The organism is Brevundimonas terrae (assembly GCF_011761985.1).
In the GTDB taxonomy this organism is placed as follows: Bacteria; Pseudomonadota; Alphaproteobacteria; order Caulobacterales; family Caulobacteraceae; genus Brevundimonas; species Brevundimonas terrae.
This window is the reverse complement of the sequence record NZ_JAASQT010000004.1, coordinates 28,015-51,022: the sequence shown is the minus strand read 5'-3', so window position 1 is coordinate 51,022 and position 23,008 is coordinate 28,015. Positions and strand designations below refer to the sequence as shown.

19 protein-coding genes are annotated in these 23,008 nt (G+C 59.4%); 2 read left to right on the top strand and 17 right to left on the bottom strand.

Annotated elements, in window-relative coordinates; translation table 11 throughout:
- Position 1: 1 nt before the first annotated feature.
- The 13 genes from lpxD to dnaE form a co-directional block, all read right to left on the bottom strand.
- Entirely contained in the window at positions 2 to 1,012 is a 1,011-nt protein-coding gene (lpxD, locus tag FHS64_RS10495; RefSeq protein ID WP_167178170.1) for a UDP-3-O-(3-hydroxymyristoyl)glucosamine N-acyltransferase, read from the bottom strand.
- 8 nt (positions 1,013 to 1,020) lie between these two features.
- Positions 1,021 to 1,608 (bottom strand): OmpH/Skp family outer membrane protein, encoded by a 588-nt coding sequence (locus FHS64_RS10490; RefSeq protein WP_167178169.1) that lies wholly within the window; start codon positions 1,606 to 1,608, stop codon positions 1,021 to 1,023.
- A gap of 33 nt (positions 1,609 to 1,641) precedes the next feature.
- Positions 1,642 to 4,044: an outer membrane protein assembly factor BamA gene (gene bamA, locus FHS64_RS10485; RefSeq protein ID WP_208380894.1), complete on the bottom strand. Its 2,403-nt coding sequence runs from the start codon at positions 4,042 to 4,044 to the stop codon at positions 1,642 to 1,644.
- Between the two features lie 41 nt (positions 4,045 to 4,085).
- Complete coding sequence (locus tag FHS64_RS10480) at positions 4,086 to 5,303, bottom strand: M50 family metallopeptidase (RefSeq protein ID WP_167178167.1); 1,218 nt, start codon at positions 5,301 to 5,303, stop codon at positions 4,086 to 4,088.
- A 27-nt stretch (positions 5,304 to 5,330) separates the two neighbouring features.
- Positions 5,331 to 6,527 carry a 1-deoxy-D-xylulose-5-phosphate reductoisomerase gene (gene dxr, locus FHS64_RS10475; protein WP_167178166.1) on the bottom strand — a complete coding sequence of 399 codons (1,197 nt, stop codon included), beginning with the start codon at positions 6,525 to 6,527 and terminating at the stop codon, positions 5,331 to 5,333.
- On the bottom strand, positions 6,524 to 7,342 hold the full coding sequence (locus tag FHS64_RS10470) for a phosphatidate cytidylyltransferase (protein WP_167178165.1): 819 nt from the start codon (positions 7,340 to 7,342) through the stop codon (positions 6,524 to 6,526). Before FHS64_RS10470 ends, dxr begins: the two co-directional genes overlap by 4 nt.
- Positions 7,342 to 8,109 (bottom strand): polyprenyl diphosphate synthase, encoded by a 768-nt coding sequence (gene uppS, locus FHS64_RS10465; protein ID WP_167178164.1) that lies wholly within the window; start codon positions 8,107 to 8,109, stop codon positions 7,342 to 7,344. Before uppS ends, FHS64_RS10470 begins: the two co-directional genes overlap by 1 nt.
- Before the next feature lie 36 nt (positions 8,110 to 8,145).
- On the bottom strand, positions 8,146 to 8,703 hold the full coding sequence (gene frr / locus FHS64_RS10460) for a ribosome recycling factor (RefSeq protein WP_167178163.1): 558 nt from the start codon (positions 8,701 to 8,703) through the stop codon (positions 8,146 to 8,148).
- Between the two features lie 41 nt (positions 8,704 to 8,744).
- Complete coding sequence (pyrH, locus tag FHS64_RS10455) at positions 8,745 to 9,482, bottom strand: UMP kinase (protein ID WP_167178162.1); 738 nt, start codon at positions 9,480 to 9,482, stop codon at positions 8,745 to 8,747.
- A gap of 140 nt (positions 9,483 to 9,622) precedes the next feature.
- Positions 9,623 to 10,561 (bottom strand): translation elongation factor Ts, encoded by a 939-nt coding sequence (tsf, locus tag FHS64_RS10450; RefSeq protein ID WP_167178161.1) that lies wholly within the window; start codon positions 10,559 to 10,561, stop codon positions 9,623 to 9,625.
- A 100-nt stretch (positions 10,562 to 10,661) separates the two neighbouring features.
- Positions 10,662 to 11,453, bottom strand: coding sequence for a 30S ribosomal protein S2 (gene rpsB, locus FHS64_RS10445; protein ID WP_167178160.1), 792 nt, complete (start codon positions 11,451 to 11,453; stop codon positions 10,662 to 10,664).
- A gap of 194 nt (positions 11,454 to 11,647) precedes the next feature.
- The gene (locus FHS64_RS10440) at positions 11,648 to 12,007 is read right to left on the bottom strand and encodes a GFA family protein (protein ID WP_167178159.1); all 360 of its coding nucleotides are present in this window, start codon (positions 12,005 to 12,007) and stop codon (positions 11,648 to 11,650) included.
- Complete coding sequence (dnaE, locus tag FHS64_RS10435; protein ID WP_167178158.1) at positions 12,007 to 15,462, bottom strand: DNA polymerase III subunit alpha; 3,456 nt, start codon at positions 15,460 to 15,462, stop codon at positions 12,007 to 12,009. Before dnaE ends, FHS64_RS10440 begins: the two co-directional genes overlap by 1 nt.
- Before the next feature lie 368 nt (positions 15,463 to 15,830).
- Between dnaE and FHS64_RS10430 the strand changes: the two genes are divergently transcribed.
- Positions 15,831 to 16,952 (top strand): PA0069 family radical SAM protein, encoded by a 1,122-nt coding sequence (locus FHS64_RS10430; protein WP_243862929.1) that lies wholly within the window; start codon positions 15,831 to 15,833, stop codon positions 16,950 to 16,952.
- On the opposite strand, the gene FHS64_RS10425 is transcribed toward FHS64_RS10430, so the two are convergent.
- Together FHS64_RS10425 and FHS64_RS10420 are read right to left on the bottom strand one after the other, a co-directional pair.
- Positions 16,953 to 17,357, bottom strand: a complete 405-nt coding sequence (locus tag FHS64_RS10425; RefSeq protein ID WP_167178156.1) for a hypothetical protein — start codon at positions 17,355 to 17,357, stop codon at positions 16,953 to 16,955.
- Between the two features lie 17 nt (positions 17,358 to 17,374).
- A complete protein-coding gene (locus tag FHS64_RS10420; RefSeq protein WP_167178155.1) occupies positions 17,375 to 18,619 on the bottom strand; it encodes a class I SAM-dependent RNA methyltransferase in 1,245 nt (414 codons plus the stop codon).
- Between the two features lie 156 nt (positions 18,620 to 18,775).
- Here FHS64_RS10420 and FHS64_RS10415 point away from each other — a divergent pair, with 156 nt between their 5' ends.
- Entirely contained in the window at positions 18,776 to 19,366 is a 591-nt protein-coding gene (locus tag FHS64_RS10415; protein WP_167178154.1) for a glycine zipper 2TM domain-containing protein, read from the top strand.
- Positions 19,367 to 19,450: 84 nt separating this feature from the next.
- Here the strand turns inward: FHS64_RS10415 and FHS64_RS10410 are convergent, their stop codons facing one another.
- Positions 19,451 to 20,185: a TlyA family RNA methyltransferase gene (locus FHS64_RS10410; protein WP_341771145.1), complete on the bottom strand. Its 735-nt coding sequence runs from the start codon at positions 20,183 to 20,185 to the stop codon at positions 19,451 to 19,453.
- Complete coding sequence (locus FHS64_RS10405) at positions 20,182 to 22,911, bottom strand: valine--tRNA ligase (protein WP_167178296.1); 2,730 nt, start codon at positions 22,909 to 22,911, stop codon at positions 20,182 to 20,184. Before FHS64_RS10405 ends, FHS64_RS10410 begins: the two co-directional genes overlap by 4 nt.
- Between the last annotated feature and the right edge of the window lie 97 nt (positions 22,912 to 23,008).

The following is a 23,008-nucleotide window of genomic DNA, read 5'->3' as shown; positions in this document are numbered from 1 at the left end:
CTCAGGATTCCTTTGCGCCTTTCTTTGACGCCTGTTTCGATAGCCAGATGCTTTCACGCAAGAAGCGACGCAGCGGTCTGGCAGGATACCCCGACCAGGTTTCACCAGCAGGTATATCTGCCAGCACCCCGGCCCCCCCGGCTACTCGGGCCCCTTCCCCGATATTCAGGTGGTCGGCAATACCGGCCTGACCACCAAAAATCACATTATCGCCCGTCGTGATCGAGCCGGACAGCCCGACCTGCGCGGCCATCAGGTTGTTACGGCCGATGACACAGTTGTGGGCAATCTGGATCAGATTGTCGATCTTGCTGCCTTCACCGATGACCGTGTCATCATAGGCACCGCGATCCACACAGCTATTGGCCCCGATGGTCACATTGTCCTGCACGACAACCCGTCCCAGTTGCGGAATGTCGATGGGCCCCTCGCGTGAACCCGCCGCGCCGAAACCGGATTCGCCTATGCGCACACCGGCGTAGATTTTTACGCGGTCACCCAACAGGCAGAACGATAGGCTGACGTTTGATCCGATCCAGCAATCGCGACCGATCTGCACGCCCGGTCCAATGACTGTATTGGCACAGATACGCGTTCCGCGCCCGATGCGAACCCCCTCGCCCAGAACCACCCCCGGTTCGATCACCACAGTTTCGTCTTCAGCAGCCTCTGCCGCCGTAATGGCACGGTCCAGCCCACGTGGCGCATGAAGCATCATCGATGTCCGCGCCCAGTCGGCTTGCGCCTGACGCGAGGCGATGACCGCCACGCCTTCGGGGACATGCTCTGCCATTGAAGGATGGACGATCACACAGGCGGCCTTGGTATTCTCCAAGGCAGGCAAGAATTTGCGATCACCCATAAAAGCGATAGCGCCCCGGTCCGAAGTGGACAGGGGCGCAACCGCCGAAACGATGACCTCGCCACCCCGGATCACTTCCGCGCCGAGTTGTTCGGCGATGGAGGTAACCGTGCGGGGGGACAGGGTCTTGAAAAAGGTCGTGTCGGGCATGGCCCAGATTAGTTCTGAGCCTGTGCCTGTGCTGGCACCGGCATACGGTTGAACGACAGGGTCGGCAGTTGCGCGTCGAGGCGCTGGACGACCGTAGCGGTGATGTCCATGGCCGGGTTGATGTAACCCACAGCGCCATCATTCAGCAGAACACCGCAGCCACGTTCTTGGTAGACAGCGATCACGATCGGCTGGGCAGCCGTGTTGATGGCTTCTGCCTGAACGGCTTGGGTGTAGCGCAGTTCGTTGGCGCGGGTTTGCTGCAGTTGTTGCAGTTCGCGGTCACGGGTTTGCAGCGCCTGAATGCGGGTGTTGCGATCAGCTTCCGACAGGGTAGCCGCCGATTGTTGCAGTTGCTGTGCTTCGCTTTCCAGCGAGGTCACGTACGGCTGCAGCTCACCTTGAACTTCTTGGTACAGTTGAACCATGCGGGCCTGAACGGCGCGACCGGCCAGCGAACCCGCCATGATACCTTCACCCGAGAACGAGCAAACGCCCGGAATGACCGGACCCGGATTAGCCGGAGCTTGTTGAGCCGAGGCGGCCGAAGCTGCCAGCGTGGCCAGAGCGAAAGCGCCAATCGTGAGAGTCTTCATCGTATTAAGCCTTAGTGCGGAAGCTTCCGCGGTTTAGAACTGGGTTGAAGTCGAGAAGCGGAAGGTTTCGGTCTTGTCGTAGTCTTCTTTCGACAGAACCTTGGACAGATCGAAGCGGATCGGCCCCATCGGGGAACGCCAGTGGATGCTGACGCCAGCCGCCGCACGCAGGGCCAGGTCATCGACGATATTGGCGTTGGGCATACCGTTGCTGCCGACCAGATAACGGTCATCCAGCTGGCCCAGAGTACCGACATCGGCAAACAGGCTGGTACGGATGCCGTACTGTTCGGGCAAGCCGTTCGGCAGGGTCAGTTCGACCGTACCGATGGCATAGAAATTACCGCCCAGAGCATCGGTCGTGGTCAGATCGCGCGGGCCCATACCGGCCGTTTCGAAGCCACGGAAGCTTTGACCACCCTTGAAGAAGCGGTCGTTGATGCGGATCGAGTCACCACTCCAGCCGGCGATATAGCCGACCGAGCCTTGAACACTGACCACCCAGTTCGGGCGGATGCCATAGTAATAGGCCGCGTCCATCTCGGTCTTGATGTAGTTCACATCGCCACCGATACCGGCAAAGTCCTGACGCAGGGCTGTGGTCCAACCGCGCGTGGCGCGTACCGGATCGTTACGGCGGTCCACGAACAGCGTATAGCCCGCCGACGAGTTGATATAGGCACCGATCTGGTCACACAGCGCCGACGTGCCCATGCCCGAAGACGAGCAATAGCTGTTCGGCACCATCACCTCGTCATCCTTCAGGAAGTAACGCAGGCTGAGGCGGGTATAGTTGTTCAACGGATAGGTCAGGCGCAGGCCTGCACCGGTCGAACGGTAGTCGTACGAAGCGTATTCCGACAGGTCCATGCGGGTGTGGAACAGGTCGAAGCCTGCCGCCACGTCACGCCCCATGAATTTCGGCTCGGTAAAGCGGAAGTCGATATTCTGGCGGATCGAACCCCATTCGGCACGCGCCACTACGTTCTGGCCACGACCACGGAAGTTACGCTCGGTCACGCCGAGGTTCAGCGTGAAGCTGTCGAACGAGCTGAAACCGGCACCAACCGACAGTTCACCCGTCGGCTGCTCTTCGACGGTCACGTTGACAATCGAACGGTCCGGAGCAGAGCCACGGGTTTCCTCGATCTTGACGTCTTTGAAGAAGCCCAGAGCGCGAAGATTGTTACGCGAGCGTTCGATCAGCGAGCGGTTGAAGGCATCGCCCTCGCCCAGCAGCAGGTCGCGGCGGATAACGGTATCCAGTGTGCGGGTATTACCCACCACATTGATACGCTCCACATAGACGCGCGAACCTTCGCGGACATTGAACGTCACATCGACAGTGTCGGTCTCGGGATTGGCGCGATAGGACGGCGAAATGTCCACAAACGCATAACCGGCCGAACCCGCAGCAAAGGTCAGGGCATCGACAGCGTTCTCAATACGGTCGCTCTGGAACAGATCGCCCGAACGGATCGGCAGCAGCGCGGTCAGGAAGTCCGCGTTCAGACGCTCGCTTTCGGTGACAACCTTCACTTCGCCGAAATTGTACTTGTCGCCCTCGTCCAGTGTGATGGTGACGGCAAACGCGCTGTTGTCCGGCTTGAGCTCAGCAACCGACGACATGATGTTGAAATCATAATAGCCGCGGTTGGTATAGAATTTACGCAGTTGCTCGCGGTCATAATCCAGACGGTTCGGATCATAGTTGTCGTTCGAGCTGAACAGGCGCCACCACTGGGAAACCTGCGTCACCATCACTTCGCGCAGATCGGCATCCGAGAACGCCTTGTTGCCGAGGAAGGTGATGCCCGAGATACCGCTTTCCGGACCTTCGTCGATCTCGAACACGACATCGACGCGGTTCTGTTCCAGCTGGACCAGACGCGGGGTCACAGTTGCCGAAATGCGGCCCGACATACGGTAAAGTTCGACGATCTTGCCGACGTCTTCCTGAACGCGGGCGCGGGTATAGATACCGCGCGGGCTGATCGTGACTTCGTCACGCAGCTTCTTTTCGGTCAGGGCCTTGTTACCCTCGAACGTCACCTGGTTGATGATCGGGTTTTCGACAACCTCGATCACCAGATCGCCATTCGGTTGCAGACCCAGTTGCACGTTCGCAAACAGGTTGGTGCGGTACAGCGTACGCACGGCAACGTCGAACGTCACCGGATCGACAATGTCGCCTGGCTGGATCGGCAGATAGGACAGCACAGTCGTATGGTCGATACGCTCGTTACCACGCACGATGATGCGGTTAACTTGGCCACGCTCTTCATCAGCGACCACCACTTGCGGGGCGGCTTCGGCCGATGCGGGTGCCGCAGGGGCCGCTTCTTGGGACAAGGCAGGCGTCGCAAGGCCGGCCGCCAATACAAGGGCGATCCCGCTCGGACCTAAAATACGCGCACGGAAAGAATTTCGGTTCATCAGGTCGATCATTCGGGATGTCCTTAGGGGCAGGTCTCGACTCACGCGACGAGCCCGCCAAGGAATTTGAAGATATTCAGCTTCTGTAGGTCGTTCCAGGTGGCGAACAACATCATACAGGCCAACATGGCAAGTCCTAGTCCGTAACCCGTTGACTGTATCCGCGCGTCCAGCGGACGGCGGGCAACGGCTTCATAGGCATAGAACATCAGGTGTCCCCCATCCAGAACAGGAATCGGCAAAAGATTTAGAAAGCCGATTCCGACCGAAAGTATGGCGGCAAAACTGGTTAGCGTCAGCAACAGGTTAAATGTGGCGTTGATCGGATCGGGGGCCGCCGCCACCGCAGCGTTCGTAAGGCCACCCGAAACACGGGCGATTCCCAACGGGCCGCTGAACTGGTCACCGTTTTCACGGCCGGTAAAAATGCGGCCGATATATTTGATAGTGGTCCCGATAATGCTGGTGATTTCCTCGGCACCCTTGCCGACAGCCTCGATCGGAGAATAGCGCACATGGCGATATTCTGCACGGGTCGAGCCCAGACCTAGGCCGATACGGCCCATGGTCACGCGGCCACCAATAGGATCATCAACCACGGTACGTTCCGGCACGCCCGTCAGGTTCACAACCTTTTGGTCGCGCTCAACCGTGAACTGAACCGGCGTTCCGCTGGACAGAGCCACATGGCGGATCACTTCGGAACTGTCCTCGATCAGCTTGCCGTTGACGTGGGTAATCAGGTCCCCGACGGCAAAGCCTGCCGCCGCCGCAGGTGATCCTTCGGCAACGTCCATGACCCGCGCAGGACGCAGCGGAACACCGACAGCCGAAAACAGGATCGTAAAGATCGCCAGAGCCAGCACGAAATTGGCAATAGGACCGCCAGCTACGACCAGTGCGCGCTGCCACAACGGTTTGAAATAGAGGTAGTCGCGTTCCGCGCCCTCCCCTTTTTCGGCAATCAGGCGCTGGCGCAGTTCTTCCAGACCTTTGCGGTCCGGCACACCGGATTCATCCAGATCGCCCGAGAATTTCACATAGCCGCCCAGCGGCATCCAGCCGATCCGCCACTCGACACCATGGCGGTCCTTGCGGCTGAAGATCGGGCGACCAAAACCGATCGCAAAACGGTCCACCTTTACGCCAAAGGCGCGGGCCGTCAGAAAATGGCCGAGTTCATGCACGGTCACCACAACGGTCAGAACGACCAGAAACGGCACCACATAGCTCAGCATTTGGCCCAAGAAGCCGATCATCCAGTCTCCAGTCTCAAATCGCGGCGATCAGGCCGCCAGGTCCAGTGTCGAGACAATGTCCCCGGCGATCCGGCGCGCTTCCTTATCGACTGCCAATGCCGATTCGGCTGCACTTCCGTTACCGATAGCCAGTCCCTCACCTTGTGCCTTTTCAAGGGTTTCGGCGATGACTGCGGCAATATTTAGAAATGCCAACCGCCGGTCAAGGAAGGCAAATGCAGCCACTTCGTTGGCGGCATTGAAAATGACGGGAGCGACACCGCCCGCTTCCAGTGCTTCGCGGGCCAACTTGAGCGCTGGAAAACGCACCATATCCGGTGTTTCAAACGTCAATTTGCCCAGAGCAGCCAAGTCCAGCTTGGGTGCGGGCCACGGCAGACGGTCCGGCCACGACAAGGCGCAGGCAATCGGCGTGCGCATATCGGGCGTCCCCAACTGGGCCAATGTCGAGCCATCGACATACTCCACAAGGCTGTGGATAATTGATTCAGGATGGACGACCACGTCGATCTTGGACTGCGGCATACCGAAAAGATACGCCGCCTCGATCAGCTCCAGACCCTTATTGGCCATAGATGCACTATCGACCGAAATCTTTGCGCCCATCGACCAGTTGGGGTGCGCCACCGCCTGTTGCGGGGTGATCGACTTCATCTGGTCCAGAGGCGTGCGGCGGAATGGACCGCCCGATGCCGTCAGGATCAGCTTAGAAACCCGCTCGGGCGCATCGGCAGGAAACACCTGAAAAATAGCCGAGTGTTCGGAATCGACAGGAATAATCTTGCCGCCAGCGTCTGCCACGCGCTCGATCAGAGCGGGGCCACAGCACACCAGACTTTCCTTGTTTGCCAAGGCAAGGGTTGCCCCCGTCCCTGCCGCCGCCCACGCTGAACGCAAGCCTGCGGCACCGACAATCGACGCCATCACCCAGTCCACCGGACCCGAGGCGGCTTCGACAATGGCCTCATTACCAGCCGCCACCTCGATGCCGGAACCGGCCAGACGCTCCGCCAGTTCGGCGCGACTGGCTTCATTGGCAATGACGGCCAGTCGGGGCTTCCAGCGCAGGCACTGCTCGGCCAACAGGGCCGCATTATTGCCCCCCGTCAGAACCTCGACCTCGAAACGGCCACTGCCTGTTTCTTCGGCCGCTGCCATCAGGTCGAGGGTCGAGGTGCCGACCGAACCTGTCGAGCCAAGCACACTGACCTTGCGCGTAATCACGCGTTGCCCCCGATCATCAGCACGATCAGGCGTCCGATAGCGACGACGATAACGGCAAACATCAAGCCATCTACGCGATCCAGCAAACCGCCATGACCCGGGATCAGATTGCCCGCATCCTTGACGCCAAACCGGCGCTTCAGAGCTGATTCCCACAGATCACCGCCCATGGTTGCCAAGGCGGCCAACAGGCCCAGTACCGCGCCCCAGAACGCCGTCAACGCGCCCATGTCCAGCCAAGCGGCCATAACGCCGCCCGCAATCATGCCCGCCAGCAGACCGCCGATAAAACCGGACCATGTCTTGTTCGGAGAGAAACGTGGCCACAGCTTGGGGCCGCCTACGGCACTGCCCACCAGATAGGCCAGAATGTCCGCAGCCCAGGCCACAGCAAACACCAGAACGGTCCAGTACAGCCCCTGATCCGCATTCAGATCACGCATCCAGACCAGCAGGATACACGGCCAGCCGAGGTACAGAACGCCGTATGCGCCATCCAGCCCCTCCCCGCCGCGACGGTTGGACACAAGCCCGGCAATCGCTGCACCGAATACCAGCAGCACAAAGGCCAGAGACATCTGACCAATATGGGCCGCAATAACCGGCGCGATCACGCCAGCGGCCACCGCCATGCCCACAGCGCGCCAGTCCTGCGGCTCGCTCATACGCGCCCATTCCAGCGCCAGCATGATGCCGCCCAGCACGATCAGGCCCGTGAACCAAAACCCACCTGCCCAGATCGCCAGAACCGCAGCCGGTGCCAGCACCAGAGCCGATGCAGCTCTAAGCGCAATATCCTTGGGTTTAAGGGCCATTAGCCCACCGCACTTTCTGGCGAAGGCGACAATGAGCCCTCTACAACCTCGCGTCCGCCAAACCGGCGCTCGCGACGGGAAAACTCTTCAAGAGCGGCCTTTAGCGGTTCTGAACCGTAATCGGGCCACAGGACAGGCTGGAAGACCAGTTCCGCATAGGCACACTCCCACAACAGGAAGTTGGACAGGCGCTGCTCGCCCGAGGTGCGGATGATCACGTCCACAGGTGGTGAATCCGCCGTAGACAGGCTGTTGCCGAACATGTCTTCGGTCAGGTCAAAGCGGCCTTCACTGGCCGCCTTGTCGATCAGGGATTGCGCCGCATCCACCAGATCGGCCCGACCGCCATAATTAAAGGCAACCTGCAAAAGGAACTTGTCGTTGTGCGCGGTCTGACGCTCTGCACGGTCGATAACGTCGATAATATCCGCAGGCACACCCGAACGGCGCCCCAGCACCCGCACACGTACGCCCGCCTGATCCAGACGCTTCAGATCGGCCCCGACGAAATTACGCACCAGCCCCATGAGGTCGGAAACCTCGTCAGCCGGACGACTCCAATTCTCTGTCGAGAACCCGAAGATGGTCAGGCATTTCACGCCCAGTTCGGGCGCAGCCTTGATCGTGCGACGCAGAGCCTGAACGCCCTCGCGGTGCCCGAGCGCACGGGGCAAGCCCCTACGCTCGGCCCACCGACCGTTGCCGTCCATGATAATGGCCACATGAAGTGACTTTTCGGTATGCATAGAGGCGGTTGAGGCCGACATCAGGCTCTGGTCCTTGGTTCGAGAAGGATGCAGGTCTTAGACCTGCATGATCTCGATTTCCTTGGCCTTCAGGATTTCATCGACGCGCTTGATGGCGGCATCGGTATCCTTCTGGACTTCGGTTTCCATCTTCTTTTGATCGTCCTGGCTGATTTCACCAGCCTTTTCAGCCTTTTTCAGCTCGTCGTTGGCATCACGACGGACGTTACGGACAGCGATCTTCTTGTCTTCAGCATATTTGCCAGCCAGCTTGACCAGATCCTTGCGGCGCTCTTCGGTCAGCGGCGGGATCGGGATACGCAGGGTCTGACCGTCCACGATCGGGTTCAAACCCAGACCGGCAGCACGGATAGCCTTCTCGACCGATACGACCATGCCCTTGTCCCAGACGCTGACCGAAATCATACGCGGTTCCGGCACCGACACAGCAGCCACAGCGCTCAGGGGCGATACAGCGCCATAAGCTTCGACCGTTACCGGATCCAGCAGACCGGCGTTTGCACGGCCGGTACGCAGCCCCGCATAGTCATCCTTCAAGGCGCTGACCGACTTGTCCATGCGGTCACGGAAGGTTTTGAGATCAGGTTTTGCCATTCGTGCCTGTCCTAAATCGAATATCGAATACCTTGCCCAAATCAGGCAGGCTTGTTGGTGATGACGGTGAAAGTGCCTTCACCCATCAAAGTCTTATTCAGCGAATCTTCCTCGCGGATCGAGAAGACCACAATCGGAATATCGCTATCACGCATCAGAGCGATGGCCGAAGCGTCCATGACTCGCAAGTCCTTGGCCAGCACTTCCTGATAAGTCAGTGTCTCGTAACGTACAGCATCGGGATCCTTCTTGGGATCAGCGGTATAGACGCCATCGACGCTGGTGCCTTTAAGCAAAGCGTCGCAGCCCATTTCCGCAGCGCGCAGTGCCGCACCCGAATCTGTCGTGAAGAACGGTGCGCCCACACCAGCGGCGAAAATAACAACGCGGCCCTTTTCAAGGTGACGCAGCGCACGACGACGGATGTAAGGCTCGGCGATGGTCGCCATCGGCACCGCGCTCTGTACGCGGGTATCAACACCGATCTTTTCCAAAGCGCCCTGCATGGCCAGCGCGTTCATAATCGTCGCCAGCATGCCCATATAGTCGGCATTGGCGCGATCCATGCCCTCTGCGGCCTTGGACAGACCACGGAAGATGTTGCCTCCGCCAATGACCAGACAGATTTCAATGCCCTTGCGCGCCACAGCCGCAACAGCCGCAGCCACAGCATCCACCGTCTTGGTGTCGATGCCATAGGCCTGATCCCCCATCAAAACCTCGCCCGACACCTTCAGGAGAACGCGTTTGTAGCGGAATTCGTTAGGAGCGTCGGTCATGCTTTTGGGTCCATCAAAACGGGTTTAGACAGCCGCGCGTAAGTGAATCGGCGGCTCATCATAAACGAAGGGCGCGTCAGCCTTCAAAGCCGAACGCGCCCTTATTATGTTTTCTTCCCAATTAGGAAGAAATTTTTGGCTTAGTTGCCGCCGGTCATCGAGGCGACTTCAGCCGCGAAGTCCGGAGTATCGGCCTTCTCGACGCCTTCGCCCAGAGCCAGACGCACGAAGCCAACCAGCTTCAGCTCAGCACCCAGTTCCTTGCCGGTGTTGACGACCAGTTGTTCGATCGTCACGTCCGGGTCCATCACGAACGGCTGCTTCGACAGCACGACTTCCTTCTGGAACTTGTTGATTTGGCCTTCCACGATCTTTTCGATCATGCCTTCCGGACGGCCTTCTTCCTTGGCTTTCTCGATCAGAACAGCGCGTTCTTTCTCGATAGCCGCCGGATCGAGGTCCGAGGTGTCCAGAGCCAGCGGAGCCGTTGCAGCAACGTGCATAGCGATCTTGCGGCCCAGTTCGCGGACAGCAGCCTTGTCGCCAGCGCCTTCGATAGCCACCAGAACGCCGATGCGGCCGATACCCGGCGACACAGCATTGTGAACGTACGAAGCCACAGCACCTTCGGTCACCGACAGGCGAGCCGAACGACGCAGGGTCATGTTCTCACCGATCGTAGCGATCAGTTGGGTGATTTCGTCAGCAACGGTACGACCGTTTTCCATTGCCGCCGCCGAAATGGCTTCAACGCCTTCGTGCTTCAGACCCAGAGCAGCAAACTGCTTGGCAGCGGTCTGGAACAGGTCGTTACGGGCAACGAAGTCGGTTTCAGCGTTGAATTCGATTGCAGCAGCGGTTTCGCCGGCACCGTTTTCTTCGGTCGCGATAGCTACGACGCCTTCAGCGGCGACGCGATCCGACTTCTTGGCAGCCTTGGACAGACCCTTGGCGCGCAGCCAGTCGATAGCTGCTTCGATGTCGCCGTTGGTTTCAACAAGCGCCTTCTTGCAGTCCATCATGCCGACGCCCGAACGCTCGCGAAGTTCCTTCACGAGGGCGGCAGTGATCTCGGCCATGTTCTTCTCCTGAAATTCGATTGGGCGGCCGGACCATTTAGCCCGGCCGCATGTCGGTTTAACGTCAGTTCGGCCCTATATGGGGACGAACCTAGAAAAATCAGCCTTGAGCGACTTCTTCAGCGGCAGCTTCAACAGCCGGAGCTTCAGCCAGAGCCGGCTCGACCGGAGCTTCCAGAGCGCCGAGGTCGATACCTTGAGCAGCAGCACCAGCAGCCAGACCGTCCAGAACCGCGTCAGCGATCAGGTCGCAATAGGTTTGGATGGCGCGAGCCGCGTCATCGTTACCCGGGATCGGATAGGTGATGCCGTCCGGATCGCAGTTGGTGTCGAGGATGGCGATGATCGGAATGTTCAGCTTGCGAGCTTCCTGGATCGCGATCGACTCTTTGTTGGTGTCGATGACAAACATGATGTCCGGAACCGAACCCATGTCCTTGATGCCGCCCAGCGACAGTTCAAGCTTGTCCATTTCGCGCTGCAGGGTCAGCAGCTCTTTCTTGTTACGGCCTTCGCCCGAAGCAAGAATGCCTTCCAGTTCACGCAGACGCTGGATCGAACCCGAAACGGTGCGCCAGTTGGTCAGCGTGCCACCGAGCCAACGGTTGTTCATGTAGTATTGAGCGCAGCGCTTGGCGGCTTGTGCAACCGGATCAGCAGCTTGACGCTTGGTGCCGACGAACAGAACGCGGCCGCCCTTGGCAGCAACGTCGCGAACAGCAACCAGAGCCTGGTGCATCAGCGGCATCGATTGCGACAGGTCGATGATGTGGATGTTCGAGCGCGAACCGAAGATGTAGCGTTCCATCTTCGGGTTCCAGCGGTGAGTCTGGTGACCAAAGTGAGCGCCGGCTTCCAGCAGGGTACGCATCGAGAATTCTGGCAGTGCCATGATCGTATTGTCCTTTTTCCGATCAAACCTAGCGTGGGTGATTAAAGGACGTACGGTCCCTCGGAACGGTGCAGGTCAGGATTTCTCCCTAACCGCGCCTCACCCACGTGCGAAGTGCGAGGGCCTACTACGCCCCGCCTGTGAAAAAAGCAATAGGTTGCGCGAACTTAGCGCCTCAACAAACTATGGCCGCTTCAGAAGCTTCGTCCATCCACACGCGAGGCCGTCCAGCCCCAAGGCTCGATATCGGTTAATGTGCGGATATTGATTGCCGCGACCTCGGATCCGTCAGGCGCAACCCCATAGCCAAATGGCTGGACGCCGCACGTCTTGCAAAAGCGATGCTCGATTTTGTGCTGGTTGAAGAAATAGGAAGTTGTCGCCTCCTCGCCCTTCAACAAACGAAATGCCGAGCGCGGCGCAAACGCCAAAACGAAGCCTTTGCGATAACAGTGCGAACAGTTGCACTCGATCAGGCCGTCCATTCCGACCTCGACTTCGTACGCCACAGCGCCGCAATGGCACGAGCCTTTATGTGTAGCTGCATTCGTCATCAGGCATCCTCCAGCATGATCACACCCGGAACCGTTTTAAGCGCACCGCGCAAGGCGGCATCGAGACGATAACGCCCGGGCAGCTTCATCTCGACCTCGGTGCGCCCCTGCAAGGTTGTCTGAAGCCAGACCTCCCCGCCCTTACCGTTGGCGCGGGCACGTTCCAGTCGCGACTTCAGCGCATCGGGATCAGCACCATTTGAAGATATAATAACACGCAAGCCGATATTGGCATCATCCAGCAGCACATCCATTCGACTGGCATCATCACCAAAGAAGCGCACCTCACCGTCCGAAGCCTTCGCCCGCACCTTGACCAGAACCGAAGTGCCAACCTCCAGCACCTCACGACAACGACGCAACTGTTCCGGCGGGAACATGCATTCGAACTCGCCGGTTGGATCGGAGAAGGTCACAAATGCGAACTTCTCACCGGTTTTGGCGCTGGCGCGTTCCTGCTTGCGACGGACAACACCTGCCATCTGGAACGCTTCGTGGCCTGCCTCGGCCAAGCCCTGAGCCTCGGCCACAAAGGTCACGCGCTTGCGCTTCAATGCCGGTGTCAGTTCTTCCAGCGGGTGACCGGACAGATAGAAGCCAACTGCGGCCAGTTCCTGATCCAGCTTTTCAGGACCGGCCCATGGCTCGACATTACGGAGACGCGGCCGCGACGCGTTGGCTTGGTCCGCCCCGAACAGGCTAACCTGAGACGATGCACGCTCGGCCGCTACACTTTGGCAATAGGCCACGAGAACATCGGCCTGCTCGAACAACTGGCGGCGGTTCTGATGGATGCTGTCAAACGCGCCTGCCCGCGCCAGACCTTCCAGAGCGCGTTTATTGACCACCTTGGGGTCAACACGTTCCAGGAAGTCGAAAATATCCGCGAAAGGCCCGCCTTCATTTCGGTTCTGAACCACATGGTTCATCGCCTCTAGGCCCACATTACGAATGGCCCCCAGTGCGTAGAGCACACTGCCCTGTCCGTCATCCCACGCTACGTCAAAGTCACCTGACGAACGGTTGATATCGGGGGCCAGAACCGGAATCTCGAACCGGCGACAGTCCTGATAGAATACAGCCAGCTTGTCTGTGTTCGACAGATCGAGCGACATCGACGCCGCGAAGAACTCGACCGGATGATTGGCCTTCAGCCAACCCGTCTGGAACGAAATCAGCGCATAGGCCGCAGCGTGCGACTTGTTAAAGCCATAGCCCGCAAACTTGGCCACAAGGTCGAAGATGGAACCCGACTGCTCTTCCGGAACATCCTTTTCCGACGCGCCCTTGACGAAGCGGAGGCGCTGGAAATCCATCTCCTCCTTCTTCTTCTTACCCATGGCGCGACGCAGAAGGTCAGCTTCGCCAAGGCTGTAGCCCGCCAGAACTTGGGCGATCTTCATCACCTGTTCCTGATAGATGATGACCCCGTAGGTTTCGGTCAGAACATCTTTCAGGCTGGGGTGCAGATAATCCACCTCCGCACGACCGAACTTACGGTCGATATAGGTGTCGATCATCTCCATCGGGCCAGGGCGATACAGCGAAATCAGAGCGGTGATTTCTTCAATCGAGCCGCAACGCATCTTGCGAAGCGTATCGCGCATGCCCTGCGATTCCAGTTGGAACACACCGACCGTCTGGCCCGAGGCCATCAGCTCATAGGTCTTGGAATCATCCAGCGGCAGCAGGTTCCATTCCGGCCCGGCCCCGCGCCGATCAAGGAAGCCCTTGGCGCGATCCAGAACCGTCAGCGTCTTCAGGCCGAGGAAGTCGAACTTCACCAGACCCGCCGGTTCAACCCATTTCATGTTGAATTGGGAGGCCGGAATGGTCGAGCGCGGGTCCTGATACAACGGCACCAATTCCGTCAGCGGACGGTCACCAATAACAATACCTGCCGCGTGGGTGGAGGCGTTGCGGTACAGCCCCTCAAGTTCCAGAGACGTATCCAGCAGGTTTTTGACCGCCGGTTCCGCGTCGCGCATTTCGCGCAGACGCGGCTCCATTTCCACCGCCTGAGCCAGCGTTACCGGATTGGCCGGATTGGCGGGCACCATCTTAGCCAGCCGGTCCACCTGACCAAACGGCATTTGCAGCACACGTCCGACATCGCGCAGCACAGCGCGGGCCTGAAGCGTACCAAAGGTAATGATCTGGGCGACGCGGTCCTTGCCGTAGAAATTCTGGACGTAGTCGATGACCTCTTCGCGGCGCTCCTGACAGAAGTCGATATCGAAGTCGGGCATCGATACGCGTTCGGGGTTCAAGAAACGCTCGAACAGCAGACCAAAGCGTAGCGGATCAAGATCGGTAATCGTCAGCGACCACGCAACGAGCGAACCGGCACCGGAACCACGGCCCGGTCCGACCGGAATGTCATGCAGCTTGGCCCACTTGATGAAGTCCGCAACGATCAGGAAGTAGCCGGGGAAACCCATCTGCTGGATGATCCCGACTTCCCATTCCAGACGGTCCCAGTATTCCTGTTCTGGTGCAAAAGCGGGGTTCTTGGCCAGACGCGCCTTCAGCCCCTCACGAGCTTGGTGGGCCAGTTCGTCGTCTTCGGAACGCCCCGCCCCCGTATCAAAGCGCGGCAGAATGGGTTTTTGCGTTTGCACGAGGAAGGCACAACGCCGCGCGACTTCCAGCGTATTGTCACAAGCCTCGGGTAAATCGGAAAACAGCGTCCGCATGTCTTCGGACGGCTTGAACCAGTGCTCACCCGTAACGCGGCGGCGCTCATCCTGACCGGTAAAGGCACCGTCGGAAATACACAGCAGGGCATCATGGGCCTTGGCCTGAGACGCCTTGGCGAAATAGACGTCATTGGTCGCAACCAGCGGAACGTCCTGCCCATAGGCCCAATCGACCAGACCGCTTTCAGCCGCCAGTTCTTCCGGCAGGTTGTGACGCTGTAGCTCGACATAGAAACGGTCGCCAAAAGCCAGCTTCATGGCCTCAAGGGCTTCGCGGCCCTCATCGGCCTTGCCCTGAGCGAACAGCGGATCAACTGGACCGTCAGGACCGCCCGACAGCAGGATCAGTCCTTCGGATTTTTCGACCACCATTTCCCACGGCACACCGGCCTCGGGCAGGTCGATTGTATCAAGGAAGGATGACGACGACAGTGCGCACAGATTGAGCCAGCCCTGCTCGTTCTGGGCCAAAAGCATGATGGTCGGCACCTTGGCCCAGCGTTCCGACTTGCGGCCACCGATACCAAACACCGGCAAGGCGCACCCGACAATCGGCTGAACACCGGAATCCTTGACCGACTGGCTAAACTCTAGTGCGCCGAACAGGTTCGACCGATCCGCAACAGCCACAGCAGGCATACCGGCATCAGCAGCCATCTTGCCGATCTTGCCCGCCTTGATCGCGCCCTCAAGCAGCGAATAGGCGCTGCGGACGCGTAGATGAACAAAGCCGGCGCTATCAGTGGTCTGGGACACCCAACCTACTCCAAACACCCGCAAAATCGGGCCGTATCGCTATTGTGCGCGGAGTCGCTCTGTCGCTCCACCCGAGGGCGAAAGCATGGCCACGTCCTTCACGATACCAAAAAGGCAGCGTGCCAGACCATCCATACAAAGCTGCCGCAGGAAGCAAGGGCCAAGAGATCTTTGAAACGACGCGACATAGGCTTATCCCCACAATGGATCGAGTTCTTGTTTTGTTCTGATCCCCTTTTTCGAACCATGCAAGCAAAAATACGCGGTTTGATAAAAATAGTTCTCATTTTGTTCTGGGCTTAAATTGCTGCTGGACAGACAGCGCGCACTGCATAATGTTCCCTTTTTGTTTCAACTCTCGTCATGCCATGGCCCAGCCTCAAGCCAAAATACAGCCAAACGGTCTGGGCGTTCCCATAGGTGGTGCGCGCGGACGCGGTGCCCGATCAAACAGATCGGGTCGGTTCGAAGCCTATGAGAAGATCGAATTCGATGATGGCTGGACCGGCAATGATACCCCCGCCCAGATTGAAACCACGCTATCGCCGCTCAAGTCCCGCACGATAATCAGCCGTAACGACAGCCCCGATATCAGCTTCGACCAGTCCATAAACCCCTATGTCGGCTGCATGCATGGCTGCATCTATTGTTATGCGCGGCCCAGCCACACCTATATGGGCCTGTCCGCAGGGCTCGATTTTGAAAGCCGCCTTTTCTACAAACCGGACGGTCCTGAACTGCTGGCCAAGGAACTGTCATCGCCACGTTATCGCTGCCGGCCCATCCACATCGGCGGCAATACAGACCCCTATCAATCTGTCGAACGCGACACCCGACTAACGCGGCGTTTGCTGGAGGTCCTGCAACGCCACAATCACCCGTTTTCCATCATCAGCAAGTCGGCTTTGATAGCCCGAGACGCCGATATTTTGGGCGATATGGGTCAGCGTAATCTGGCGGTTGCCTGTATTTCGATCACGACACTGGATCGCAAACTGGCCCGCGCTATGGAGCCACGCGCCGCTACGCCTGAAAGGCGGCTTGAAGCCATCAGCCGCCTGAGAGATGCAGGTTGTCCCGCCAGTGTCGGTTTCGCGCCCGTCATTCCCGGCCTGAACGATCACGAACTGGAGGCGGTACTGGAAGCCGCCAGCAAGGCCGGTGCTACGGGGGCCATGTATGTCACCCTTCGCCTGCCCCACGAGATCAAGGACCTGTTTCGCGAATGGCTGGATGATGTCCGCCCTGATCGTGCAGCGCGCGTCATGTCTTTGATACGCCAGACGCGAGGCGGCAAAGACTATGATGCAGACTGGTCCCAGCGTATGAGAGGCACGGGCCCTGTCGCAGAGCTGATCGCCACCCGTTTCAAGGCAGCGATCAGACGCTATGGGTTAGAACGCAGCTATAAGTCTCTGGATACAAACCAGTTCAGACTTCCACCCGAAGCTCGGCCCCAGATGGACCTGTTCGAAGATGGTCCGGCTTAGTCAATCATTGGCCGCCGAGGGATCAATAAAGTCCTCGACCAGTTTACGCCACGCCGCATCGGTCGCATCCACCAGATCAACGTCTTCGCTCAGGGCGACCGCGCCGTCACCATCCGGCAGGATCAGGCCGTAAATCTCCATCTCCTCGTCATCGGAATTGGTGTGGATTTCGGCCTGAACGATGATGACTGGCTTCTCGCCGTCCTCGTCCCACCAGATGGCAGGTTGAGGTAGTTCCATATCCAGAGGATACGGGCGCTGGGTGTCACCCAGAGCAAAGACAGCCGCCTTGGACTGCACGTCGTCCAAGCTGGCTACACGCCCCGTAAAGGGTTTCAGGCGATCCCAATCGTCGAAATCGAAACCGCCGCCGTCCACATCGTCAATGTCATGATCTTGGGTCATCAGAGAACCTTGCAGGATCAGCGGCGGAAAACGCCGACCAATTCGATATGGGTGGACCAGATAAACTGGTCAATCGGGGTCACTTTTTCGAGCGTAAATCCGGCATCCACAAGCACGCGGGCATCGCGTGCAAAGGTTTGCGGATTACACGACACACCCACAACCACGCTGGCCTTGGTCCCCGGCAGTTGCTGGGTTTGCTCCAAGGCACCTGCGCGCGGCGGGTCCATCACAATGGCGTCGCAACCCTTGAGATCATAGGGCGACAGCGGACGACGGAACAGATCACGCGCCTGTGCCTCGATGCCTTTCAAGCCTTGCGCCGTTGAAAGACCGGCTTTCAAGGCAGCAATCGACGAGGCCGCCGAATCTGCCGCCATAACCGATGCAACCTCGGCCAGAGGGAAGGTGAACGTCCCTGCCCCACAGAACAGATCCGCGACCTTCTTTGAGCCCTTCACCGCCGCAACGGCGCGTTCAACCATCGCAGCTTCCGCTGCTGGCGACGCCTGCAGGAAGCCACCGGCCGGAATGGGTACAGACGCCCGACCAAAGGTAATGCGCGGCTGGCGCTCCATCACCAGTGTATCGCCATCAAGGCTCAGGCGTGCAAAGCCGCCCTCGGCAGCTGCGGCAATCGCCTTGGCAATCTGGTCCGCACTAAGGCCGCCCGAGCGTTTTTCGACGCCCGTCACGTCCAGATCGATACCCGTATCGGTCAGGGTCGCATGCAGGGTCGGTGCCGACTTCGGATGCACCAGAAACGCATCGGCTACGCGCGCCATTGCCGGAAACGCAGCCACCAGCGCAGGGTCCGACACCGGACAATCGCGAATCTCGACCAGACGCCACGAACGACGCGCCTTAAACCCCAGAAGAATACGGCCATTGGGGCCACGGCGCGCATGCAGGGCAATACGGCGGCGCGTTGCGGGCGGTGTTGCCACCGTCGCCTCGATCTCGGTTTCCAGACCTTCACGCTTCAGGGTGTGGAGCACGACATCGCGCTTCCATTCCAGATAGGGCGCATCGGCCCAGTGCTGGAGCGGCGCCACGCCACATTCGGCATACGCGTCGGAAAAATTAGGCCGACGATCAGCGCTGGCCTCGATGATTTCAAAGCTCTCGACACGGCCATTTTCGACCACGGCGCTCACTACCTCGCCTGGCAATGCGCCCGGTACAAAGACGGCGCCATTCGGCGTATCGGCGATCCCGTCGCCTTGGTGGCCCATGCGGGTAATGGTCAGTGTCTGAGTCATATGCCGCTTCTAGCGACAGAAAGCGGCAAAAACAAAGGTGAACGAACATGAACAGCTTTCACGCCCCTCGTTCAAAAACCGTTCAGGTTCATCTCGCTAATCCTGACATCAAGACGGAGCGGACCTCATGGCCGTTTCCCACAGGAGCCGGGTAAAATGATCGCCAAGAAATCTGCCTTTGCACTCGCCGCCATCGCATGTGCCGCAACGGTTATGCCGACAATGGCCTCGGCTCAAAACTATGGCCAAAACTATGGCTCCTACGGCTCCTATGGCCAGAACCAAGCCTATTACGACCCATGTGTGCGTGATCAGCGCCAGCGCCAGGCAGGCTCGGGCATGTTGGGTGCTGCCATTGGCGCTATCGCCGGCTCGCAAATCGCCTCGCGCGGTCGTCGCACCGAAGGCAGCCTGCTGGGTGGCGTTCTCGGTGCCGCAATCGGTGCCGGTGTTGGCCGCAGCACGGCAGCCTGCACCCCCGGTGACTATCCGCCCGCCGCGCCGGTCTATTACGAAACACGCCCGACCGCCCCGACCTATGATCCGCGTGATAACCGCCGCGACGACAACTACGACTATTACCGCGACTATCCGCAAGACTATGACCGCGGCTATTCCAAACCGGCTCCGGTCGATGATGGTTGCCGTCTTGCCGAAAGCGAAATCCGCATGCCGGATGGTCGCGTAGAAACCCGCCATGTCCGTACCTGCCCGGACGCCAGCGGCCGTTATCGCATCGTCGATTAAACTTCAGCCCCCCTGTCGATTGACGATGCGAAGAGGGCCGCCGGATCACTCCGGCGGCCCTCATTCTATTTCGGGGTATTGTTTCTAGGTTTTGCGTGCCCAGAGCAGGAACTCGGTATTGCCGTCCCCGCCGGTAATCGGGCTGGAGGCAACATCCTGTACGGACCAGCCGATGCTTTCCAGCCAGTCACGCACCTTTGTGACCGCAGACTGATGGGCCTCGGGGTCTTTGACGACACCCTTCTTGCCCACACCCGACGGGCCATCGGCCTCGAACTGGGGCTTCACCAGTGTCATCAGTTGCGCGCCGTCCGCCGCCAGTGACAGCGGCACAGGCAGCACCTTGGACAGGCTGATAAAGCTGGCATCACAGACGATCAGGCTTGGGGCCTCTGTGATCTGTGCGTTGGTCAGTTCACGCGCATCGGTCTTTTCAAGGTTCACCACACGCGGATCAGAGGCAATCTTGGGGTGCATCTGCCCCTGCCCCACATCGACGGCAAACACCTTGGCCGCATCCTGATCAAGGCACACCTCGGTAAAGCCGCCCGTGGATGCACCAACATCCATCACCACCTTGCCCGCGACATCCAGCGGCCAAAGCGCAAAGGCTTTTTCCAGCTTCAGTGCCCCGCGCCCGACCCAGCGGTGGGCCGCAGCGTATTGAATGACGGCGTCCTCCAGTACTTTCAGCGACGCGGCCTTGGCCACAACACCGTCCACACTGACATTGCCCGCATCAATAGCGGCCTTGGCCTTGGACCGGCTTTCGGCCAGTCCAAGGTTCACAAGGTGTTGGTCAAGCCGGATACGGCTCACTCCATCGCGTCCAGACGTGCCAGAGCCGCGACCAGCTTGGCCTTGCCAGCCTCGGCATCGGCCAGTTTCTGGCGCTGCTCTTCGACCACTTCAGGTGCAGCACGCGAAACGAAGTTCGGATTGCCCAGCTTCTTGTTGTAGTGGCCGATGTCGCTTTCAAACGCGGCGACTTCCTTGGCCAGACGCGCTTTTTCGGCACCCAGATCAATGAAATCAGCCAGCGACAGAGCAACCGTCGCGCCGCCCGATACACAGGTCACCGCACCCGCAGGAGCCGCATCCAGAACCGACACTTCAGACACACGGCCCAGCGTCAGGATCAGCGGACGGTGGCGCTCGACCAATGCCTTGATGGCGTCATCGGCACCCACAAAGGCCAGCGGTGGCTTGGCCGACGGCGGCACGTTCATTTCGGCGCGCAGACCACGCAGTTCACCGATCAGGTCAACGACCCAGCCGATTTCCTGTTCGGCGGCGGAATCAATGAAGCTGTCCGGCAGTTGCGGCCAGTTTTCACCGATAAGCAGCTTTTCGCGGGCCGGACCGGTCTTGCCCAGTTCCGCCCACAGCTCCTCGGTGATGTACGGCATCACCGGATGCAGCAGCTTCAGCGTCTCGTCCAACACCCATGCGGTCATGGCGCGGGTCTCGGCCTTGGCCGCTTCGTCTGTGCCCTGGAACACAGGCTTGGCCAGTTCCAGATACCAGTCGCAGAACACATTCCAGATGTAGCGGTACAGAGCACCCGCCGCATCGTCGAAACGACCGCCTTCGATCGCCGATGAGATGGCGCGTTCGGCCTTGGTCAGTTCACCGAGGATCCAGCGGTTGATGGTTTGCTGGGCCGTCGACGGATCGAAACCGTCAACACGGGCGCATTCGTTCATCTGGCTAAAGCGTGCGGCGTTCCACAGCTTGGTGCCGAAATTACGATAACCTTCAATGCGTTGTTTTGACAACTTAATGTCGCGCGTTCCCGACAGGATGGCCATGGTAAAGCGCAGCGGGTCGGCACCCAGCTCGTCCACGATTTCCAGCGGGTCGATGACGTTGCCCTTGGACTTCGACATCTTATGGCCCTTCTCGTCGCGGACGAGGCCATTGATGATGACGCGCTTGAACGGCGCATCGCCCATGAAATGTTTGCCCATCATCATCATGCGGGCAACCCAGAAGAAGATGATGTCCGCCGCCGTAACCAGATCAGCCGTCGGATAGAAGCGCGCCAGATCGTCGGTCTTTTCCGGCCAGCCCATGGTCGAGAACGGCCACAGGGCCGAGCTGAACCATGTATCAAGCACGTCTTCTTCGCGGATCAGGGTAACGCCTGCCCCCAGCTTGGCTTCGGCTTCCACGCGAGCTTCGTCTTCGGTTTCGGCAACGAAGATTTCGCCATCAGGACCATACCAAGCCGGAATCTGGTGTCCCCACCACAGTTGGCGCGAAACGCACCACGGCTCGATATTGTTCAGCCACTCGAAGTAGACCTTCTCGTAGCTCTTGGGCTCAAAGACGGTCTCGCCATCCTGAACGGCCTTCAGTGCCGGTTGGGCCAGAGTCTTGGCATCAACCCACCACTGGTCTGTCAGCCAAGGCTCGATCACAGCGCCCGAACGGTCGCCGTGCGGGACCATGTGCTTGGTTTTTTCGATTTCCTTCAGCCAGCCGTTTTCCTCGGCATTGGCGATGACGGCCTTGCGCGCGACAAAACGGTCCATGCCGACGAACTCGGCAGGGATTTCCGGCACTTCATCGGCAATGATGCGTGCCAGCGAGTCCATGATGTTCAGCGACGGCAGACCCGCACGCTTGCCAACCTGGAAGTCGTTGAAGTCGTGCGCCGGTGTGATCTTTACCGCGCCCGAGCCCTTGGTCGGGTCGGCATATTCATCGGCCACGATCGGCACGCGACGGCCCGTAATCGGCAGGATGACGTCCTTACCAACCAGACCGGCGTAACGCTCGTCCTTCGGATGCACGGCTACGCCGGTATCACCCAGCATGGTTTCTGGGCGCGTCGTGGCGACCACGACATAGTCGCGGGTTTCAAACTCGGTAGGCTTGCCCTCTTCGTCGAAGGCAACCGGATGCTGGTAGGTGACGCCGTCGGCCAACGCATAGGCAAAGTGCCAATACGCGCCGTCCACTTCCTTCTGCTCGACCTCGAGATCCGAGATGGCGGTCTGAAAGTGCGGGTCCCAGTTTACCAGACGCTTGGCGCGGTAAATCAGGCCCTCTTTGTACAACTGCACAAACACCTTGCGGACAGCCTCGTTCAGACCTTCGTCCAGCGTAAAGCGTTCACGCGTCCAGTCGCACGAGGCACCAAGGCGACGCAGTTGCTGGATGATGGTGCCGCCCGACTGGGCTTTCCATTCCCAAATCTTTTCGACAAAGGCCTCACGGCCCATTTCGCGACGGCCCGGCAGGCCATCGGCGGCCAGCTTGCGCTCGACAACCATCTGGGTGGCGATACCGGCGTGGTCCGTACCCGGCAGCCACAGAACCGACTTGCCCTGCATGCGGTGATAACGGGCCAGAATGTCCTGAAGCGTGTTGTTCAGGGCGTGGCCGATATGCAGGCTGCCCGTCACGTTCGGCGGCGGGATGACGATCGAATAGGCCTCGGCAGCGCCGTCGGTCTTGGGCTGGAACTGTCCGCTGTCTTCCCACTGTGCATACAGGCGGGGCTCGGCGGCCTTCGGATCGAACGTCTTTTCAAGCATGGTCATGTCTTTGTCTCTAGCGCACGGCGCAGTCCGCGTCGCGGGCCGAGGGTGATGAAATAGAACAGAAAAAGGCGGCCCCGCCGGAGCCGCCCTC

Coding starts and splice junctions, on each gene's coding strand:
- tsf (WP_167178161.1), bottom strand. CDS start 10,561: ATGGCCGAGATCACTGCCGCCCTCGTGAAGGAACTTCGCGAGCGTTCG.
- FHS64_RS10425 (WP_167178156.1), bottom strand. CDS start 17,357: ATGACCCAAGATCATGACATTGACGATGTGGACGGCGGCGGTTTCGAT.
- pyrH (WP_167178162.1), bottom strand. CDS start 9,482: ATGACCGACGCTCCTAACGAATTCCGCTACAAACGCGTTCTCCTGAAG.
- uppS (WP_167178164.1), bottom strand. CDS start 8,109: ATGTCGGCCTCAACCGCCTCTATGCATACCGAAAAGTCACTTCATGTG.
- lpxD (WP_167178170.1), bottom strand. CDS start 1,012: ATGCCCGACACGACCTTTTTCAAGACCCTGTCCCCCCGCACGGTTACC.
- FHS64_RS10420 (WP_167178155.1), bottom strand. CDS start 18,619: ATGACTCAGACACTGACCATTACCCGCATGGGCCACCAAGGCGACGGG.
- FHS64_RS10415 (WP_167178154.1), top strand. CDS start 18,776: ATGATCGCCAAGAAATCTGCCTTTGCACTCGCCGCCATCGCATGTGCC.
- FHS64_RS10490 (WP_167178169.1), bottom strand. CDS start 1,608: ATGAAGACTCTCACGATTGGCGCTTTCGCTCTGGCCACGCTGGCAGCT.
- bamA (WP_208380894.1), bottom strand. CDS start 4,044: ATGAACCGAAATTCTTTCCGTGCGCGTATTTTAGGTCCGAGCGGGATC.
- FHS64_RS10440 (WP_167178159.1), bottom strand. CDS start 12,007: ATGACGAATGCAGCTACACATAAAGGCTCGTGCCATTGCGGCGCTGTG.
- FHS64_RS10405 (WP_167178296.1), bottom strand. CDS start 22,911: ATGCTTGAAAAGACGTTCGATCCGAAGGCCGCCGAGCCCCGCCTGTAT.
- rpsB (WP_167178160.1), bottom strand. CDS start 11,453: ATGGCACTGCCAGAATTCTCGATGCGTACCCTGCTGGAAGCCGGCGCT.
- FHS64_RS10480 (WP_167178167.1), bottom strand. CDS start 5,303: ATGATCGGCTTCTTGGGCCAAATGCTGAGCTATGTGGTGCCGTTTCTG.
- FHS64_RS10470 (WP_167178165.1), bottom strand. CDS start 7,342: ATGGCCCTTAAACCCAAGGATATTGCGCTTAGAGCTGCATCGGCTCTG.
- FHS64_RS10430 (WP_243862929.1), top strand. CDS start 15,831: ATGGCCCAGCCTCAAGCCAAAATACAGCCAAACGGTCTGGGCGTTCCC.
- frr (WP_167178163.1), bottom strand. CDS start 8,703: ATGGCAAAACCTGATCTCAAAACCTTCCGTGACCGCATGGACAAGTCG.